The organism is Solwaraspora sp. WMMA2056 (genome assembly GCF_030345095.1).
Lineage (GTDB): Bacteria > Actinomycetota > Actinomycetes > Mycobacteriales > Micromonosporaceae > Micromonospora_E.
In genome coordinates, this window is record NZ_CP128360.1 from 2,036,496 (window position 1) to 2,054,740 (window position 18,245).

General features: G+C 69.8%; 13 protein-coding genes and 1 pseudogene. 8 read left to right on the forward strand and 6 right to left on the reverse strand.

The window, feature by feature from the left end; translation table 11 throughout:
• Positions 1-68: 68 nt before the first annotated feature.
• Positions 69-3,218, reverse strand: coding sequence for an AAA family ATPase (locus O7608_RS09420; RefSeq protein ID WP_289209567.1), 3,150 nt, complete (start codon positions 3,216-3,218; stop codon positions 69-71).
• A gap of 325 nt (positions 3,219-3,543) precedes the next feature.
• On the opposite strand from O7608_RS09420, the gene O7608_RS09425 reads away from it, so the two are divergent.
• The 4 genes from O7608_RS09425 to O7608_RS09440 all read left to right on the forward strand — a co-directional run bounded on the left by O7608_RS09425 (position 3,544) and on the right by O7608_RS09440 (position 8,645).
• Entirely contained in the window at positions 3,544-5,463 is a 1,920-nt protein-coding gene (locus O7608_RS09425; protein ID WP_289210841.1) for a peroxidase family protein, read from the forward strand.
• 55 nt (positions 5,464-5,518) lie between these two features.
• Positions 5,519-6,256, forward strand: coding sequence for a class I SAM-dependent methyltransferase (locus O7608_RS09430; RefSeq protein ID WP_289209568.1), 738 nt, complete (start codon positions 5,519-5,521; stop codon positions 6,254-6,256).
• A 45-nt stretch (positions 6,257-6,301) separates the two neighbouring features.
• Positions 6,302-7,717 carry a nucleotide disphospho-sugar-binding domain-containing protein gene (locus tag O7608_RS09435; RefSeq protein ID WP_289209569.1) on the forward strand — a complete coding sequence of 472 codons (1,416 nt, stop codon included), beginning with the start codon at positions 6,302-6,304 and terminating at the stop codon, positions 7,715-7,717.
• Between the two features lie 151 nt (positions 7,718-7,868).
• A complete protein-coding gene (locus O7608_RS09440; RefSeq protein ID WP_353850557.1) occupies positions 7,869-8,645 on the forward strand; it encodes a hypothetical protein in 777 nt (258 codons plus the stop codon).
• 93 nt (positions 8,646-8,738) lie between these two features.
• Here O7608_RS09440 and O7608_RS09445 read toward each other — a convergent pair whose 3' ends face one another.
• A complete protein-coding gene (locus O7608_RS09445) occupies positions 8,739-9,086 on the reverse strand; it encodes an alpha/beta fold hydrolase (protein ID WP_289209571.1) in 348 nt (115 codons plus the stop codon).
• Between the two features lie 63 nt (positions 9,087-9,149).
• On the opposite strand from O7608_RS09445, the gene O7608_RS09450 reads away from it, so the two are divergent.
• Positions 9,150-9,467 carry a transposase gene (locus tag O7608_RS09450; RefSeq protein ID WP_289209572.1) on the forward strand — a complete coding sequence of 106 codons (318 nt, stop codon included), beginning with the start codon at positions 9,150-9,152 and terminating at the stop codon, positions 9,465-9,467.
• Positions 9,468-9,628: 161 nt separating this feature from the next.
• A pseudogene (locus O7608_RS09455) lies at positions 9,629-9,964 on the forward strand (integrase core domain-containing protein); the annotation flags it as partial.
• 145 nt (positions 9,965-10,109) lie between these two features.
• Here O7608_RS09455 and O7608_RS09460 read toward each other — a convergent pair.
• From O7608_RS09460 to O7608_RS09470, 3 genes are all read right to left on the reverse strand, one after another.
• Entirely contained in the window at positions 10,110-10,529 is a 420-nt protein-coding gene (locus O7608_RS09460) for an SgcJ/EcaC family oxidoreductase (protein WP_289209573.1), read from the reverse strand.
• A 25-nt stretch (positions 10,530-10,554) separates the two neighbouring features.
• Positions 10,555-11,733 carry an acyl-CoA dehydrogenase family protein gene (locus O7608_RS09465; RefSeq protein WP_289209574.1) on the reverse strand — a complete coding sequence of 393 codons (1,179 nt, stop codon included), beginning with the start codon at positions 11,731-11,733 and terminating at the stop codon, positions 10,555-10,557.
• 119 nt (positions 11,734-11,852) lie between these two features.
• Complete coding sequence (locus tag O7608_RS09470; protein WP_289209575.1) at positions 11,853-12,644, reverse strand: helix-turn-helix domain-containing protein; 792 nt, start codon at positions 12,642-12,644, stop codon at positions 11,853-11,855.
• A gap of 977 nt (positions 12,645-13,621) precedes the next feature.
• Here O7608_RS09470 and O7608_RS09475 point away from each other — a divergent pair.
• Positions 13,622-14,953: a cation:proton antiporter gene (locus O7608_RS09475; RefSeq protein WP_289209576.1), complete on the forward strand. Its 1,332-nt coding sequence runs from the start codon at positions 13,622-13,624 to the stop codon at positions 14,951-14,953.
• Positions 14,954-15,165: 212 nt separating this feature from the next.
• Positions 15,166-16,488, forward strand: coding sequence for an FAD-dependent oxidoreductase (locus O7608_RS09480; RefSeq protein WP_289209577.1), 1,323 nt, complete (start codon positions 15,166-15,168; stop codon positions 16,486-16,488).
• A gap of 61 nt (positions 16,489-16,549) precedes the next feature.
• On the opposite strand, the gene cmdF is transcribed toward O7608_RS09480, so the two are convergent.
• Complete coding sequence (gene cmdF, locus O7608_RS09485) at positions 16,550-18,157, reverse strand: tyrosine 2,3-aminomutase (RefSeq protein WP_289209578.1); 1,608 nt, start codon at positions 18,155-18,157, stop codon at positions 16,550-16,552.
• Between the last annotated feature and the right edge of the window lie 88 nt (positions 18,158-18,245).

An 18,245-nucleotide genomic window follows, 5' to 3' on the forward strand; every position in this document is an offset into this window, starting at 1 on the left:
TACCGGTAAGGACTCGGGCGCTGGTCGTGCCCCCAACCGGCGCCCGGGGTCCGCGGTTCATCCGCGGCTCACAACTTCCACATGGTCCGCACGGGAGGCCGGTAGGCACAGGTGAGGCCGGTGGTGACCGTGGCATCGAGGTGCACGGCCAGCGCCGGATGAAGCTGGTGCAGCTTTCGCAGGGTGCTCCGGATCCGGCCGGTCACCGCTTTACGGGCCCGTTCCGCCTCGTCACCCAGGCGCCGGCTGCGGCCGCCCAGACCGACGGCCGTCCGCAGCTCCGACAGCAGGGCGGCCCGTTCCGCGTCGTAAGCGGCCGCGCGTTCGTCCTCGCCGCGGTCGGTGGCACGTTCGATCTCCGCGTCGAGCAGGGTGAGCCGGTCGCGGTACCGCGCCACCGCCTCGTCGTCCAGGACCGCGTCGCCGCCCATCGTCCGGGCCGCTACGACCTCCTCACCGCCCTCCGGCCGTAACAGCCGGGCGGCCGGCACCTCCTGGCCGGGGCGGCTGACCAGGTGGTAAAGGTCGCGCAGGCCCTTGGCGTCGGGCACGTGCACGGTGCGCCCCTCGTAGCCCAGCTCCCAGACCTGGCCGTCGAACCGGAAGACCCCTGGCTCCGCGTCGTCCGGCACGTCCGTGACCGGCACCGCCATCCGGTCGTCGCGGGCCTGTCGCACCAGGTGCGACATGCCGATGGCCTCGGCCTCCCGGGCCACCTCGGCGAGGAGCTCGGCCGCGCGCCGGGCGTCGCCGGGCCCGCCTCGCCCGATCAGCGCCTCCGCGAGGCCGGCACGGGCCTGCAACGACCAGGGTCGTGAGCGGAGCCTGTCGGCGGCGTCGCGGGCCGCGGTGAACCGGGTGACCGCGTCCTCCCAGCGCCGGTCGGCGGCGTCGAGCACCGCGCACCACAGGTCGTACGGGCCACTGATGTCACACCCGTAGAGCGAGACCGCCCATTGGCCCAGGTAGGGCAGCAACGTCGCCCGGACCTCCGCGCGCTGCTCCGAGTCGCCGACCGCCGCAGCCGCTTGCGCCCGGAAACGCAGCCACAGCGGGGCGTAGGCGCGCGGACAGTCGGCGAGGTCTCCGTGCGTGTCCAGGTACTGCCGGGCCGGGGCCGGGTCCGCGCGGTACAGAGCCGTGATGGCCGCCAGCAGTTCGGCGTCCGGGTGCCCGTCGTCGGCCAGCGTGGAGTGCAGGGCGTCCAGCTCGGCGTAGCGGCCCTGTAGCAGCCAGAGCGCCCAGCGCAGGTGGTTGGTGACGAAGGCCCAGTCGCGGTCGAGCCCCTCCTGCGACGAGGCATGATCCAGCAGAGTCGCGGCCTCGGCGAAGCGGCCCTCGAAGATGGCGACGATGATCTGGTCGAGCAGTGTGCCGGCCACATAGCGAGGCAGGTTGCGACGCCGCGCCACGGTGAGGAACTCCCGGTGCGCGGCGAGGTAGCCGGGATCACCGTGCTCGAGCAGCGCCGTCCAGAGCAGCGATTGCGCGAAGTGCTCCATCTCCTCGTTGCCGGTGCGCCGCCCCAGCTCGGTCAACTCCAGGATCAGCGCGGCACGGTCGGCCGCCGTGCCCGGCCCCCACGTCACGTCGTGCAACGCCCACAGGGCGAAGGCCAGCGCGTCATCGTCGTGATCGGCCCGGGCCCGGGCGACGGTCTCGCGGGCCAGCTTGTCGACCAGCAGGTCCGCGCTCCAGGGTTGGTCCGGCCGGTCGGCGTCTCGTCCGTCGGTGAGCGCCCGGTAAGCCTCGGTCAGCAGTTCCGTGCCGTCCCACTCATCCATCCGCAGGCCCCGGCTGCGGTACAGGGTCAACGCCACCCGGGCCAGCAGCGCCGGGTCGACCAGCCGGCGGGCGATCGGCACGGCCTGCTCGAACGTCTCCCAAGCGCCGTCGTGGTCACCCGCGCGGCGCAGCCGGCTGCCCAGGCGCAGGGCGAGCGTGACGCGCCGCGTGTCGTCGTCCTCCGGCAGGCGTTCCAGCGCGCGGCGGTGGTGCCCGATCGACTCCTCGGTGGCCATCCGCCGCTCGGCGTCCGCGGCGGCTGCCAGCAGGTGGTCCACCGCCTGTTCGGGCGCGAGGTTTGCGCCGGCCAGATAGGCGTGCCGGGCGATCTCGGCGGGCAGCACGTGGACGCTGAGCCGGCTGTCGCCGCCCACCGCGCGCACGATGCCGGCGTGCCGGCGCCGCGCATCGTCGATGTCGAGGGAATCGTAGAGCGTCTCGCGCACCAGATCCTGTGCGAACGCGAATCGGCCGCCGCCGAGCCGGCTCAGGAGCCGCGCCGCCACCGCGTGCTCCAGAAGCCGGTCCACGTGGGACACCGGCGACGGCATCGCGGTGGCCAGCACCTGCCGGTGGAACTCGTGCCCGGCGACCGCGGCGGTGCGCAGCAGCCCGGTGACGGGCTCCGGCATGCGGGACAGCCGGTGCTGCACAGCCTCCCGTACGCCCGGTGGGATCGTCGTGATCTCGTCGCCGCCATGCAGCAGCTGCACCGTCTGCTCCACAAAGAACGGGTTTCCGCCGGTGCGCCGGTGCACCTCGGCGACCAGGTCGGGCCGGGGCGCCCGGCCGGTGTGCGCGGTCATCAGGGTCGCCACCTGCTCCAGCCCCAGGCCGGTCAGCGTGATGGTGGTCGCCTTGCTGCGCAGCACGGCCATCAGCCGGCGCAACGGATGACCGTCGGCGTCCACCTCGGTGTCGCGCAGCGTGCCGATCAGCAGGATGCGCTCCATCCAGCAGTGCCGGGTGACGAAGTCCAGCAGTTCCATCGAGGCGGGATCGGCCCAGTGCAGGTCCTCCAGCACGATCACCACCGGACGGTGCTGACAGACCGCCACCAGCGCCGACGCCACCGCGTCGTACAGCCGGAAGTCGGCCGCCACCGGCGGCGCCTCGCCGAGCAGCACCGACAGCGCGTCGCTCTCGGCTCGCGCCGACTCCCACTCGGCCGTGGTCCCGGAACGCCGCAGCCCGCGGACCACCTGGATCCAGGGCCAGAAGCCGGGGGCGCTGCCGGAGTCCCAGCAGGCGCCGCTGAGCACCAGCGCACCGTCCCGGCGGGCCTGCTTGACCACGCTGGACACCAGCGACGTCTTGCCGATGCCGGCGTCCCCGGCGACCAGCGCCAGCCCACCGTGGCTGTCCAGCGTCCGCACCACCTGGGCGCGCAGCATCGCCGCGGGGTGATCGCGTCCGATCAGCTCGCCTGCCATGTCCGCCGTCACCCTCGCTCCCGGATAGTCGACTGGCCCGTCCGGCTCATAGTCCACCACTTCCGGCCCGCTGGGTCAGCCGTCAGCGCCATCCCATGCAGATGCTGCGTGGATCACCGAATGATCACCCTATGCGGTCGACTCCGCTCAGCCGGGTACCCGGCGGGACGTAGGTCACAAGGCCGCACGGTTGGAGATGCGTCCCCGGAACGCCGAAGGCGAGGATCTTCCCTGTTGCTCCACCCGTCGACAGAGGGAGAATTGCATGGACGTCCTGGTGCGGACCGGCCACCGCCGACTCCGACGAACAGCTCGTTCCTTGCTCGTGACGCTCCTGGTGCTGAGCAGCGTGCCGGTCGCCAGCGAAGCCAGCGCCGGTGGATCTGCCAGCACCACCCGTGGGGAGCGCATCCTGGGTGGCCTGTTCGAGGTCCGGAGCCTGGATGGCCGGGGCAACAACCGCAAGCACCCCGAGTGGGGCTCCACCATGTCGCTCTACCCGCGGGTCGGGCCGGCGAACTACGTTGACGGCATCGGCGTCCCGGTCGAGGGCCCGCCGGCCCGGTACCTCAGCAACCGGGTGTTCAACGACAACGACCAGCCGTTGTACTCCCCGCGCGACGTGTCCCAGTGGGGGTTCGTCTGGGGGCAGTTCCTGGATCACACGTACGCCCTGCGCCTGGGGCGTCGCGGCACCGGCGAGACCGCCGAGCAGATGAACATCCCGTACGACAATGCCGATCCGCTCGAGGAGTTCCCCAACGACCTTGGGGTCATCGACTTCACCCGGTCGACGCCCGAGGAGGGCACCGGGGTGACGAGCCCGCGCGAACAGATCAACCAGCACAGTTCGTTCATCGACGCGCTGGCCGTCTACGGCGCCGACCCGGCCCGGCTGGAGTGGATGCGGGAGGGCCCGGTCAACGGCAACCCCGACGACAACAGCGCCAAGCTGATGCTTCCGGGTGGCTACCTGCCCCGCCGTGATGCGCGCGGCGACGCGGACACCGCCCCCAACATGGTCGCCGGCGGTGTGGACCCGGCGACCGTGGCGGTGGCCGGGGACCCGCGGGCCAACGAGAACCCGCCGCTGCTCGCCGTGCAGACCCTCTTCGCGCGTGAGCACAACCGGATCGTCGACCGCCTGCCGAAGCGACTGCCGGAACGCGACAAGTTCGAGATCGCCCGCGCGGTGGTCGGCGCGCAGCAGCAGTACATCACCTACAACGAGTTCCTGCCGACGCTCGGTGTCCGGCTGCCGCGCTACACCGGCTACAAGCCCGGCGTGGACGCGACGCTGACCAATGAGTTCGCCACGGTCGGCTACCGGGCGCACAGCTTCATCCGCGGCGAGTTCCAGATCGATGTGCCGAAGGGCCAGTACACCCCCGAAGAGCTCGAGCAACTGCGGGAACTCGGCGTGCAGATCACCGACCTCGGGGACCGGCTGGAACTGGTCATCCCGCTCACCGAGGAGGCGTTCTTCAACCCGAGCATGCTGACCCAGATCCAGCTCGGGCCCATGCTGCAGAGCCTCAGCCAGCGGGCGCAGAACGCCAACGACGAGCAGATCACGAACCTGCTGCGCAGCTTCACCTTCGTGTTCCCGGTCGAGGGCAACGAAACCTGCGCCCCCGACCCGTCGCTGCCGGCGTGCATCCGGGGCGTGAACGACCTCGGCGCCGCCGACATCGCCCGCGGGCGGGACCACGGCATGCCCAGCTACAACGAACTGCGCAAGGCGTACGGGCTGGCGCCGAAGACGTCGTTCAAGGCGATCACTGGCGAACGGACCGAGCATTTCCCGCGGGACCCTGAGCTCACCAGGGGCGCGGAGATCGACGACCCGGACAGTATGGACATCATTGCGCTGTACGACAAGCACGGCCGAGAGACCACCGCAGAGGCCGACAACGCCGTCCGTGCGGAACGGCGCACCACGCTGGCCGCCCGGCTGAAGGCGATCTACGGCAGCGTCGACAACGTGGACCCGTTCATCGGGATGATCGCCGAGAAGCACCTGTCCGGCGCCGAGTTCGGCGAGACGCAGATGGCGATCTGGAAGCACCAGTTCGTCGCGCTTCGCGACGGTGACCGCTTCTACTACCAGAACCACCGCCTGCTCGAAAAGGTCAAGCGTTGGTACGGCATCGACTACCGCGTCTCGCTCGGTGACGTAATCGCCCGCAACACCGGCACCCCGCGCCGGGAACTGCCACGCAACGTGTTCCTGACCCGTCCGTGACACCGTGCGGCCGGCGCCCTTCGCGGGCGCCGGCCCGATCCTCAAAGGAGGGCACATGCTCGCCAAGGCCATGGTCCACGTGGGCCGCCGTCTGGTGAAGGACTACCCGCCGATGGGACGGGAGTACTTCGCCGCCCGCGTCTGGAATCCGACCCGGTACGACAAGTCCAGCCTCGGCGGTCCGGAAATCCTCGACAACGAACGCCGGATCATCGACCTGATCAAGAAGTACGGCGCGGGCGCCAAGCGGACCATCGAGTTCGGCTCCGGTCCCGGCATCTACCTGGAAGCCGCGGCCCGCAACACCGACGCGGAGGAGATCGTCGGCGTCGACGTGTCGGCCGCCGCGTTGGAGTCCTCCCGCCGCCGGGTCAACGATCCCCGGCTGCGCCTGGTGAACGGGGACTTCTGGAAGGACCTGGAGCTGGGCACCGCCGACGTGGTCGTCTGCGCCAACGCCATCCACCACCTGGGGCGGGTGCGGCCGGTGATCGAGCGGCTGAAGTCGTTCGTCAACCCGGGCGGCGTGCTCATCGGCAATGTCTGGACGATGGACCACTACCACGAGTACCAGCGCAACGTGCACGGCACGTGGCGGCACCTGGGCCGTAGCGCGCTGTTCATGGCCAACGCCATCGCCCTGCGCTCGACCAGCGGGCGGTTCCACTGGGGCTCCTACCGCTCCGAGATCCTCTACGCCTCCGAGGTCGACGAGATCCTGAGTGAGTACTCCGACGAGATCCTCTACCGCTCGAACACCCGCTACATCACCGGGTTCGCCATCCGGTGCTGACTCGGCGCGTTCCGCACCGTCTGCCGACCATCCGAGGAGCAACAGATGCGCGTGCTGTTCACCATGTTCCCCTCATACGTCCATCTCTACCCCCTGGCACCGGTCGCCTGGGCGTTGCAGAGCGCCGGCCACGAGGTCCGGATCGCCACCCACGCGGGGTTCGCCGGCGCCGTAGCCTCGGTCGGCCTCACCGCCGTGGCGCTCGGGGATGCCGACGCCCCCGAGGCTCGGTTGCGCGATGACGCCAAGCAGCCTCCGGGGCCGGAGGAGGTCCTGGCGTACGCCGACGTCATGGGCTTGAACGAGCAGGAACGAGAGAACTGGATCATCTTCTACCAGTGGCTGCTCAATCCGCTGTCCGACTACGTGCGGGTGGACCTGCCGGAGGCCGGCGAGCTGATCGAGATGGCGCGGCTGTGGAAACCGGACGTGGTGCTCTGGGATCCGCTGTTCCCGGCTGGAGCGGTGGCGGCGCGGGTCAGCGGCGCGGCGCACGGACGCTTCCTGGGTGCCGCCCTGGACTACTTCGGCTACAGCCTGGAGCGTCTGGCCGCGGCCCGGGACCGGGTCGTCGCCGCCGGGCTGCCGGAGAACCCGCTCGCCGACGTGATGCGGCCGCTGGCCGACAAGTACGGCGTCGAGGTCGACGACGAGCTGCTTCTCGGTCAGTGGACGGTCGACCCGCTGCCCGAGGGTGTCAGCCTGGTCACCGGCACTTCGAAGGTCCCGGTCCGCTGGGTGCCCTTCGCCGGCGGCGAGACCTTCCGTGACTGGTTGTACGACGAGCCGGAACGTCCGCGCATCGCCCTGTCGCTCGGTGAGTCTGCACGGCGGTACGTGTCCGGCGACTGGGGACGCACGCCCAAGCTCTTCGAGGCGCTGTCCGATCTCGACGTCGAGGTCGTCGCCACCTTGAACAAGTTCCAGCTCGAGGGCGTTCAGCGTGTGCCGGACAACGTCCGTGTGGTGGAGTGGGTGCCGCTGACCCAGCTCATGCCCACCTGTTCCGCGCTCATTCATCACGGCGGCAGCGGCACCACCATGAACGCCATCGTGAACCGGATTCCGCAGTTGGTGTGCGACACCGACGAGTCCTTCCTGATGCGCGCCGCCGAGGCCAGCCCCGACCCGCGGGACACCGGGACCTACCGGGTGGGGCGCGAGTTCGGCCTCACCGACGAGACCGAGCCCGAGCAGCCCAAGGCGGGCTGGGTGATCCCGTGCCGGCATCTGATGGCGCCGCCGTGGTCGGGAATCATGAAGAAGTTCGGCGCCGGGGTCCGCCTCAATCACCAGGGGATGCCGGTCGACGAGTTGCGGAGTCACATCCAGCAGGTGATCACAAATCCGTCGTACCGCGAGGGTGCGGCGAAGCTGCGCGACGCCTGGGCGAACAGGCCCGCTCCGGCCGCCGTCGTGCCCGTGCTGGAGCGGCTCACGGCGGAGCACCGCGCCCGCTGATCCGGCACACAGCACTGAGGAAGGCGCACACAGCATCTAGGAAGTTGAAGGCTCACACGTGACCACGGAATGTGAGTACGTCGGGACCGGTGTCGAAGGAAGGTGTGCATTGATGCGGAGAAGAATGCCGCGAACCGCTAGGGCGGTCGCGGTGACGGCGCTCGGGGCCCTGTTGATGACGAGTGCGGCGTGTGGCGGAGACGACGCCGGTGAGCCGGCCAGCAATGCCGCCGGAGCCGCTCCGGCGGCGAGTGCGGCACCCAGCGCGGCCGCGTACGAACTGCGTGACCTGGTCACCCCGGCGGGTGCGGGTCATCCCGCCAAGGGCAAGCTGATCGAGGCCGATTTCCACGAGGCAGGGGAGAAGGGCCTGCTCGTACCGCCGGAGGGCATGACGTATTCGCCGGACTCGTGTGTCAACTTCATCGACCTGGGCGATCCGGCCCAGCTCGACGGCTGGTTGCAGTTCAACGAGGCGGCGCCGGTGGGCAAGAGCCACAACCTTGCGCACAAGGACTTCTTCGTGGGCACCGTGTTTCGGCTACCCGGCGGTGTGGATGTCGCCAAGCTGAAGGCCAAGGCCCTGACCTGTGATGATGGCAGTGTGTCGCTGCTGGGCGACAACGGCGTCAAGATCACCGGCACGTTGACCAACACCGAGGTCGAACCGGTGAACCTGCCCGGCGCCACCACGTTCGAGATGACCCAGCGCCTGCAGTTCGCCAAGCCGAAGGATGCCAAGGCCAAGGCTGTGCTGGAGCAGTACTACGGCGAGCTGGACGCGGACGGCGGTGTGCTTCGGGTCAAGCAGATCATCATCGTCGCCATCAGCAATGTGCTGTACGTGGTCAACATGCAGGACCGCGACGCGGCCCGGCAACTGGCGACCGACTTCGACCGGCGGGCGATCACCGCCGGCCTCAAGTAGTCCACCGCTGCGACGGGCGGCGCCCTGAGCGCCGCCCGTCACAGCCGTGTGTCCGTCCTGGCGCGAGTGCGGTACTGGCGCAGTGCGCCTTGTTCACGAGCTTCCGGCGTCGACGCGTCCTGCGAAAACGAGGATGGACTCGGCCAGCCTCTCCGGGGCCTCCATCGCGGCGTAGTGGCCTACGCCGTCGAGTGACACGGAGCGGACTTCCCCCGAAGTGGCCCGGGACACGGTGCCGGCCGTGAACGGCCCTCCGCCCGCGCCGACCGCGAGTACGGGCGCGTTCAGCCCGGGCGACTCCGCGAGGGCCCGGATCTCGGCGCCTTCAGCCAGCGTCGACCGGTAGAGGCCGGTCGCGCCGCGCCAGCCGTCTCGGCGTGCGTAGGTGCGGGCGAACTCGTCGATGTCGTCGTGGGTGATGGCTGCCGGGGTGGCGGTCATGGCGGGGAGCGTGTCCCGCACCGGGTTTGATGGAGACATCGAAATCTGGGAGGAACACCAGCGATGCCCGCACCGAAGGAGTACTCCGACGAGCTGCGTGAGCGCGCGACCCGGTTGGCCCTCGACGCGCGCCGGGACCCGGCGTCCGCTGTCGGCGCGATCCGGCGGATCGCCGACCAGTTCGGCGTGCACCCCGAGGCGCTGCGGGTCTGGGTGAGGCAGGCCGAGACCGACGCCGGAGGGCGGCCGGGCACCACCAGCGGCGACGCCGACCGCATCGCCGCGCTGGAACGGGAGATCCGTGAGCTGCGGCGGGCGAACCAGATCCTGAGATCCGCCGCGAGTTTCCTCGCGGCGGAGCTGGACCGTCCGTCGCGATGAGAGTGCAGTTCGTCGACTCCCGGAAGGCCGAACACGGTGTCCAGCCGGTCCTGCGGGCGCGTGCAGACACGCCAGCCGGGATCGCACCGTCGACCTACTACGCCGCCAAGGCCCGCCCCGCCTCGGCCCGATCACGGCGTGACGAGGGCGCCGACCTGGGCGGACTCGTGCACCATTCGGACCGGGGAGTCCAGTATCGGGCGAATCGCTACAGCCAACGGCTCGCCGAAGCGGGCGCCGTCGCCTCGGTCGGCTCCCGGGGCGACTCGTACGACAACGCCATGGCCGAGGCGTTCAACTCCCTGTACAAGGCCGAACTCGTCCGCAACAGGAGTCCGTGGCGCGGCCTCGACGACCTGGAGATGGCCACCGTCGAGTACATCGACTGGTACAACAACCGACGGCTCCACGGCGAACTCGGACACGTCCCGCCCGCCGAGTACGAAGCGCTACACGCGATGACCCAACCGGTCACCACACCCCTGAAAACCAGATAACCAACTCTCCATCAACCCGGGGTTTGACACCTCGGCTCCACCCGACACGACAGGCCAGCGGCAGACAGGCAGTTCCTGTCGATGCCGCTGGCCTGACCTTTTCCATTCCGTACCGTGCTGTTCGTCGTCCCGTCGCCCAGTTGAGTCAGGCGGTGTCGCGCGGGGTGTTCTGGTAGGCGGCCAGGTGCCACTGGCCGTTCACCTTGGTCGCCAGCCAGGATGCCCGGATCGCCCGGCCGTCGGCGACGTCCGTTTCACCTGGCAGCAGCACCCCACCCTCGGTGAGCATGAGGGCGACGTCCGTGCTGAGGAACTTGACGTCGAACGGCTGGCCGGTGACTCTCGTGCCCTTGTACGGGCCGGCGAAGGCCTGGTCCATGTAGGCGCCGATCTTGTCGCGGCCCTTCAGGAACAGGCCGGGCAGGATCAGGGTGCCGTCGCTGGCGAAGACCCCGGCGAAGGCGGTGGCGTCGTGTGCGGCCCAGGCGGCGACGACCCGCTGCGGCAGGGCCGCGACTGCGGCGCGGTCGGCGTCGGTGACCGTGGTGGCGCTGTCGATACTCATCCGTGTGCTCCTTCAGGGGTGACTCTCACAGGTAGCTGGTGTTGGGCTCCAGGCCGCACAGGAACCGGCCGAAGAGTTCGGCGTTGGTGTTCGGGTGCATCAGGGCGTGCAGATTGATGGCGTCGATGTCGTGGTGGATCCGCTGGATCGGTACGTCGGCGTACACCGACGATCCACCGCTGGCACCGGCCAGGATGTCGACTGACTCCTTGGCCAGGCGGCAGGCCGCCCCCAGATCCGCTCGGGCGCGTACCCGCTCGTCGAGGGTCCAGGACTGCCGGTCGGCGGCCTTCTGGTCGAGAGTCGTCGCGAGGCGCTGGGCGTGGAACTCCGCCTGGTCGACCTTTGTGACCGCCTCTGCCACCTGCAGGTGGGTCAGGGGGGCGGCACCCTGGCTGTCGTAGGTCGTATAGGTGATCTTGCGGCCGGGCAGCCGCTCGAGGAAGACGTCCCGGGCCGCCTTCGCCAGTCCGACGGCGGTGCCCACCGACGACGCCGAGGCGACGGGGAGCAGCGGCGCCTGGTAGATCGCCGAGGCCACGTTCGCGCGCGACGCGCCCTGTCCGTCGAGGATCGCTGGCAGCGGCAGTACGCGTGCCTGCGGCACGAACAGGTCCTGCGCGACGGTGCTCACGCTTCCGGTGCCGTGCAGCGCGTGGGTGTGCCAGTCGTCGATGACCTGCAGATCGGCCATCGGGACCAGGGCGACCACGGGCAGCGGCGGCCCCTGCGGCATGAGCTGTACGGCGATGATGGCCTGCCACTGGCTGTGCAGCGCGCCGGAGATGAAGCCCCATCGGCCGTTGACGACGACGCCACCGTCGACCGGGGTGGCGGTCGCGCTGGGACTCAGGGTTCCGCAGATCCGCGTACTGGGCGACGTGAACACCTCGTCCTGGACCTCGTCGGGGAACTGGGCCGCCATCCAGGTCGGAATCCAGTAGACCGAGGCCGTCCAGGCGGCCGAACCGTCGCCGCGAGCGAGTTCCGTCGCCACCTCGATGAGGGTCCTGGCGTCGCACTCGTAGCCGCCGTAGCGGGCCGGGGTCCGCAGCCGGAAGATCCCGGCGGCCGACATCGCTTCCAGCACGTCGTCGTGCAGCCGGCGGTGCTCCTCGGACCAGGTGGCGTACTTCTGTAGCACCGGTACCACGTCAGCCGCGCGGGCACGCAGCTGCGCGCGCGTGGGTACGTTCGTGGACAACTATCCTCCTCGGGTGAGTTCGGCCCGTGCCGGCGGCCGTCGGCGCCGACCTGCAGCGGGTGGCCATCGGGCACGGCCGGGCGGTACGTCGGGCACCGTCGGTCCGGGACCGACGTACGCTACGCGGCGAGTGGAACCTGGGACATGTCGGGCGGCGCCGCAGCCTGGTGCGCGCCGATGGGCAGTGCGGGCTCGGGCAGCGCTACGAGCAGCGGCGGGTCCAGCTTCCGGGCCGGCTCCAGGTGCAGTTTGACGTCGACCAGGTTCCCGTCGTGGATGCGCAGCGGTCCCTGGTAGCCGACGAGTCGTGTCGGCCCGTCGGTGGCCCGGCTGGCAGGTGTCCGGCCGAGGCCGTGACAGAGCAGGTACCACTCCCCGTCGGGCACCTGGTCGAGCAGGAACCCACCCGAGCCCTGCTCGATCGTGCACCGTACCGGCCGTCCTTCCGGGATTCTGCTGCGGAACAGGCCGAGGAAGACGGTGTCGAGGTAGATGGAGGGGTCCGCCGAGATCGATCCGGAGACCATCCCCGCCGCCCGGTCGGTGTCCGTCACCGGGTTGGCCTGCAGGGAACGGACGACCCCGCCGCAGCGGCGGTACGCGGTCGGCGGCATGCCGACGCTGCGGGTGAAGCGGGAGCTGAACGTACCGATGCTGTTGTAGCCGACGCGGACGCTGATGTCGGCGACGTTCATCGAGGTGGTCAGGAGCAGGGCCTTCGCGTGCTGTACGCGTAGCGCGGAGAGGAAACGCCCCGGGGTCACCCCCGTCACGCGCTGAAAGATGCGGGTGAAGTGGAACTTACTGAACATCGCAGCACGAGCCAGATCGTCCACTGTCAACTCGTCGCCCAGGTTCTCCTGCATCTTCTCGATCGCTCGCTCGACGGCTGCCTCGAAGTAGCTGCCCATTGATTCTCCCCCTTGCCATTAGGCTGATAACGGTGCCGTTCGCCGATATGGGCGGAGCCTCGGTGTGAGATGTTCGGGCGACCCTTCCGGAGTTCCGTCGAGGCTCTGTACTGAAAGTGCCTCGATGGTCAGCAAGGTGAGTCGGCTCGTTGGCAGGTTCCCGTGGTGGATCGGCTCGGTCATCTCGAGAAGTGCGCTGGTTGTCGGTGACCTGCTGAATTGATTCTCTATTCAATCCACGTGGTCGAACTGATCTCACGGCAAGGGGCACGCCGGCGGTAGTGGTGGCGTCGCCGGTGGAGCGAACGCTGTGGACCGCAGTCGTGTCCTATGTGTGAGGCTGCATCCGATGGGTGGTCAGGCGCCCTGCTGAAGCGGTGCCGGTGCAGACCGGGAACCGCTTCGGTTCGATTCGGAATGTCGATCTCGAACCATGAACAGCATCGCCGACATCCCGATTCCGTGTCTTCTTCCCGTGTGCTCGGTCCCGGTTACGGTGTGTTACCTGCGGCGCGGCAATTGTCGAAATTATGCGCGTACCGTGCGGTTGGAGTATGTGCCTCGGGTGGCCTGGTGAAGTGTGTCCAAGGCCCCGCAAAGGGGTACCCTTCGCGTCGTTGCCTGAGTGACTTCCTGTGTGTTCGCCGGAATCGCAGGGATGGCCCTGGTTGTCGCCTTGGCGGTGGTCTGGTCGGCCCAGGGTGCGACGCGGCGAGTAACCATGTCCCATAGGCATCGACCATAACCAAATGGTAATGGAAAGCCTGATCGGCACGTGGTGGACACTCGCGAGTGGTGCGATTCAGCGGGGGAAATCTTCGACAATTCGCTGTGCGTGCACGCCCGCCGCGCACGCGGGGAGATGACAGTCGGACAAATCCCTTGGCACGCTCAGGTCCCCGCCCACGTTCCGGTCACCGGAACGGCCATTGGTCTGCAAAGGACAGCGAAGTGATCCCACTGACCGGGGGGCCGGCGTGACGCCCCTACCCTGGCTCGACGCCGCCGCGTTGTCGTCCCTCCTGGTGGCGTTGACGGTCCTGTTGCTGCTCGCCCGGATCCTGGGTCGCCTCGCCCGCCGGATCGGGCTGCCCGCCGTGGTCGGCGAACTGCTCACCGGAGTGATCCTCGGGCCGTCCCTGCTCGGCCACCTCGCTCCGGAACTCGCCGGCGTGCTCGTTCCCACCCAACCGGACCGGATGCACCTCATCGATGCGGTCGCCCAGCTCGGGATGCTGCTCCTGGTCGGGGTGACTGGCACCCACGTGGACCTGGCGGTGCTGCGTCGGCAGAGCAGAGCCGTGACGTTGGTCAGCCTGTTCGGCGTGGCGGTGCCGATGGCCGCCGGGGTCGCCCTCGGCCTGGCGCTACCCGGGGCCGGTGGCGGCAGCCGTGGTCCCTGGCTGTTCGCCGTGTTCCTCGGCGTGGCCATGAGCGTGACCGCGTTGCCGGTCATCGCCAAGACCTTGTCGGACATGGGACTGCTGCACCGCAACGTGGGCCAGTTGACGCTGACCGCCGGCGCGATCAGCGACGCCATCGGCTGGCTCCTGCTGTCGGTCATCGCCGCCCTGGCCGTGGAGGGGACCAGCGTCGGCGGCGTCGGAGCGTCGGTCCTGGCGGTCGTCGGCTTCGTCCTGGTCGCCGTCACCCTCGGACGGGTGGTGGTACGCCGGGTGATGCGGCTGGCCGGGCGCGCCGAGGACAACGGGCCGGTCGTGGCCGCAGCGGTCCTTGTCGTACTGACCTGCGCCATGGTCGCCCACCAGCTGCACATGGAGCCCGTCTTCGGCGCCTTCATCGGCGGACTGCTGCTGGGGCTGCCCGGAGTCGTGCAGCCGGGCCGGCTGGAGCCGCTACGGACGGTGGTGCTGGCCGTGCTGGCGCCGATCTTCCTCGCCACCGCCGGCCTCCGCGTCGACCTGACGGCCCTGGCCGACCTGCAGGTCGCGCTCACCGCGCTGCTGGTGCTGGCCGTGGCGATCGGCAGCAAGTTCGTCGGGGCCTACCTGGGTGCCCGGCTGAGCCGGATGAGCCCGTGGGAAGGCCTGGCGCTCGGCGCGGGAATGAACGCGCGGGGGGTGATCGAGCTGATCGTGGCCACGATCGGGCTGCGGCTCGGCGTACTCGGGGTCGGCATGTACACCACCATCGTGCTGGTGGCGATCGTGACCTCGCTGATGGCGCCGCCGCTGCTGCGGATCTCGATGCGCCGGGTGCAGCTCAACGAGGAGGAGCGGCTGCGGGAGCTGGAACACCGGTCGTGGCAGACCGGCGGGAACCCCGTACCGCCGCCGGTCGACCGGTAGCCGCCGCCCACCCATGCGCCGCGCAGTCACAGTGCGCGCCTCGCAATCACAGAGATGTTGACAACCGCGCTGACCTGTGACGATGCGATGGTCTGGAGATGGTCGCCCCGCAGGGGTGCAACGCGAAGAGGCGCGGTGGGTGTCGTCGTCGTGACGTCACCGCGGTGCGCCTCCGGACACCCGATTTAACCTGACCAGGGAGCTGATGTGCCGTGGGTGCAGTAGTCGGAGACCGGGCAGTGGTGCTCGGCGGGAGTATCACCGGACTGTTCGCGGCCGGTGCACTCGCGGAAGGCTACCGCGAGGTGATCGTGGTCGACCGGGACGCGTTGACGGGTGTCCGGGAGGCCCGGCGTGGCTCGCCCCAGGCCCGCCACATCAATGGACTGCTCGCCCGGGGTGCCCGGGCCATGGAGGATCTCTTCCCGGAGATCACCGCGGAGATGATCACCGCCGGGTGCCCGCAGACCGACCTGACCGGGACGGTCCGCTGGTACTTCAACGGCAAGCCGCTCAAGCAGGTACGCGCCGGACTGACGAACGTGGCGGCCCGCCGCCCGGTGATGGAGGCCCACGTCCGCGACCGCGTGCAGGCGCTGGACAACGTGCGGTTCCTGGAGCGGTACGACATCACCGGCATCGTGCACACGCCGGACCAGACCAGGGTGACCGGCGCCCGGGTGCAGCCGAACGACCAGGAATCCGCCGCCGAGGAGGTCCTCGAGGCGGACCTGGTCGTCGACGCGACCGGCCGTGGCTCCCGGGCACCGGTGTGGCTGACCGCGATGGGCTACCCCCGGGTCGAGGAAGAGGGCACCAAGGTGGGGCTCGGCTACGCCACCCGGCACTACAAACTGCGGTACGACCCGTTCGGCACGGACCACTCCATCGTCTGCGTGGCGTCGCCGGTGTCGCCACGCGGAGCCATCTTCACCAAGACAGACTCGGGAACGGTCGAACTGACCACCTACGGCATCCTCGGCGACCACCCGCCCACCGAGCCGGAGGGTTTCAACGCGTTCGTCAAGACCTTGGCCGCGCCGGAGATCTACGAGGCGATCATCGACGCGGAACCCCTCGACGACCCGGTTCTGTTCCGCTTTCCGACGACCATGCGCCGACGGTACGAGCGCCTGGCCCGGCTGCCGGAGGGCCTGGTCATGATGGGCGACAGTGTCTGTACGCCGAACCCGGTCTTCGCCCAGGCGCAGACGCTGGCCGCGCTGGAGGCACTCGCCCTGCGGGACCGGGTGCGGCGTGGTACCCCGCCGGAGTCGATGGAGTTCATGCGTGAGGTGGCGCGCATCGTCGACCCGGCCTGGGAGATGACCGAGGGCATCAACCTGAGCTACCCCGGGGTGGAGGGGAACCGCACCCCGCAACTGAAGCTGCTGCACGCGTACATGCGCCGGCTGCAGGACGTGGCGACCCGTGACAGCGGCGTCACCGAGGCGTTCATGCGGGCGGCCGGCCTGGTCGACCCCACGGAGGCGTTGATGCGTCCGGGCCTGGTGCTGCGGGTACTGCGGGGCTGATCGAACGACGAGGCCTCCGGGGCGCGCGCCGCGCGCCCCGGAGGCCTCGTCGTTGGTGGCGTCAGCGCAGGGTCACACCGGTGGCGCCGACCGCGTCGAGGAGCCCGCCGCCGGCCAGCAGACCCGCGACCGCTTCGATGTCGTCGGCCATGTACCGGTCCCGGTCGAGGGTCGGCACCAGCGCGCGGATGGCGTCGTAGCCGGCCCGGGCGGCCGGGCTCAGCCCACCCGCGCGGTCGGCGACGTCGACGGCCTGCGCGGCGGCGAGCGCCTCGACGGCGAGGATCCGGTCGTTGTTCCACAGCACCCGGCGGGCGTTGCGCGCGGCGATCAGGCCCATGCTCACGATGTCCTGGTTGTCGCCGTTGGACGGAATGCTCTGGATGCTCGCCGGACCGATCGTGCGGTTCTCGGCGACCAGCGCGGTCGCCGGGTACTGGGCTCCGGCGAAGCCGCTGTGCAGGCCGGGATCGCCGACCACGAGGAACTCCGGCAGCCCGTAGCTCAGGTGCCGGTTCAGCAACCGGTTGGTACGGCGTTCGGAGAGCACGCCCAGCTGCGTCAACGCGATCGTGGTGAAGTCCATCGCGAACGCCACCGGTTGACCGTGGAAGTTCGCGCCGTGGAAGACCTCCCGGCCCTCGAAGAACAGCGGATTGTCGTTGGCGGAGTTCAGCTCGATGTGCAGGGTTGTCCGGGCCTGGGCGAGTGTGTCCCGGACCGCGCCGAGCACCTGGGGGATGGCCCGCAGCGAGTACGCCTTCTGCATGTAGAGGTCGGTACGTTGCACCCCGGTTTCGGCCGCCCGGTTGGCCTGCACGAGCCGGCGCAACTGCCCGTGGTCGACGGTCAGGCCACTGCCGGCGAGCAGCGCACGCAGATTCGCGGCGGTGTCGATCTGCCCGGCGTGTGGCCGGGCCACGTCGTGGCCCTCGGCGAGGAAGGGCCCGGTCGACCCGCGCAGCGCCTCGATGACCAGGGCGGTGACGATCTCGGCCTGCCTTACCTGGGTCAGGGCCCGGTCCACGACGAGCGCCCCCAGGCCGGTCATCGCCGACGTGCCGTTGATGAGTGCCAGACCTTCCTTGAACCGCAACCGCAGCGGCGTGATGCCGTGCTCCCGCAGGACGTCGGCGGTCGGCACCCGCGTGCCGTCGCGGACCACGTAGCCCTCGCCGATCACGGTGCAGGCGATGTGGGACAGGGGAGCGAGGTCGCCGCTGGCACCGAGTGAGCCGATCTCCGGGATGTACGGGGTGATCCCGAGGTTGAGGTAGAGCGCAAGCCGGTCGAGAATCTCGGGTCGGACCGCGGAGTGCCCCTTGGCGAGGGCGTTGAGCCGGGCGGCGACGATCGCCCGTGCCTCGTCCTCGCCGAAGCCGGGGCCGACGCCGGCGCTGTGGCTGCGGACGAGGTTGGTCTGCAGCTCCACCTCGTGCTCGGGGGAGACCAACATGTAGATCATCTCGCCGTAGCCGGTTGTCACGCCGTACACCGGAACACCCTCGCGGATGGTGTCCTCGAACAACTTGCGGCTCGTGGCCGCTTTGGCGTGCGCGGCGGCCGCCACCCGGACCGGCGCCCGATCCTCAGCGACCCGCCGCAGGTCAGCGATGGTCAGGCTGTCGCCGTCGAAGTCGACCGACACATCGGTCTCGATCGTCGTCATCGGATTCCTTTCGTGGATACTCCGGCGTTGCGGCCGGGGAGGAAACGGAACTCCTGCGGAGCAGGGCAGGGAACGCCGGTCCGCCGCC

Coding starts and splice junctions, on each gene's coding strand:
- O7608_RS09420 (WP_289209567.1), bottom strand. CDS start 3,218: ATGGCAGGCGAGCTGATCGGACGCGATCACCCCGCGGCGATGCTGCGC.
- O7608_RS09430 (WP_289209568.1), top strand. CDS start 5,519: ATGCTCGCCAAGGCCATGGTCCACGTGGGCCGCCGTCTGGTGAAGGAC.
- O7608_RS09435 (WP_289209569.1), top strand. CDS start 6,302: ATGCGCGTGCTGTTCACCATGTTCCCCTCATACGTCCATCTCTACCCC.
- O7608_RS09445 (WP_289209571.1), bottom strand. CDS start 9,086: ATGACCGCCACCCCGGCAGCCATCACCCACGACGACATCGACGAGTTC.
- O7608_RS09450 (WP_289209572.1), top strand. CDS start 9,150: ATGCCCGCACCGAAGGAGTACTCCGACGAGCTGCGTGAGCGCGCGACC.
- O7608_RS09460 (WP_289209573.1), bottom strand. CDS start 10,529: ATGAGTATCGACAGCGCCACCACGGTCACCGACGCCGACCGCGCCGCA.
- O7608_RS09470 (WP_289209575.1), bottom strand. CDS start 12,644: ATGGGCAGCTACTTCGAGGCAGCCGTCGAGCGAGCGATCGAGAAGATG.
- cmdF (WP_289209578.1), bottom strand. CDS start 18,157: ATGACGACGATCGAGACCGATGTGTCGGTCGACTTCGACGGCGACAGC.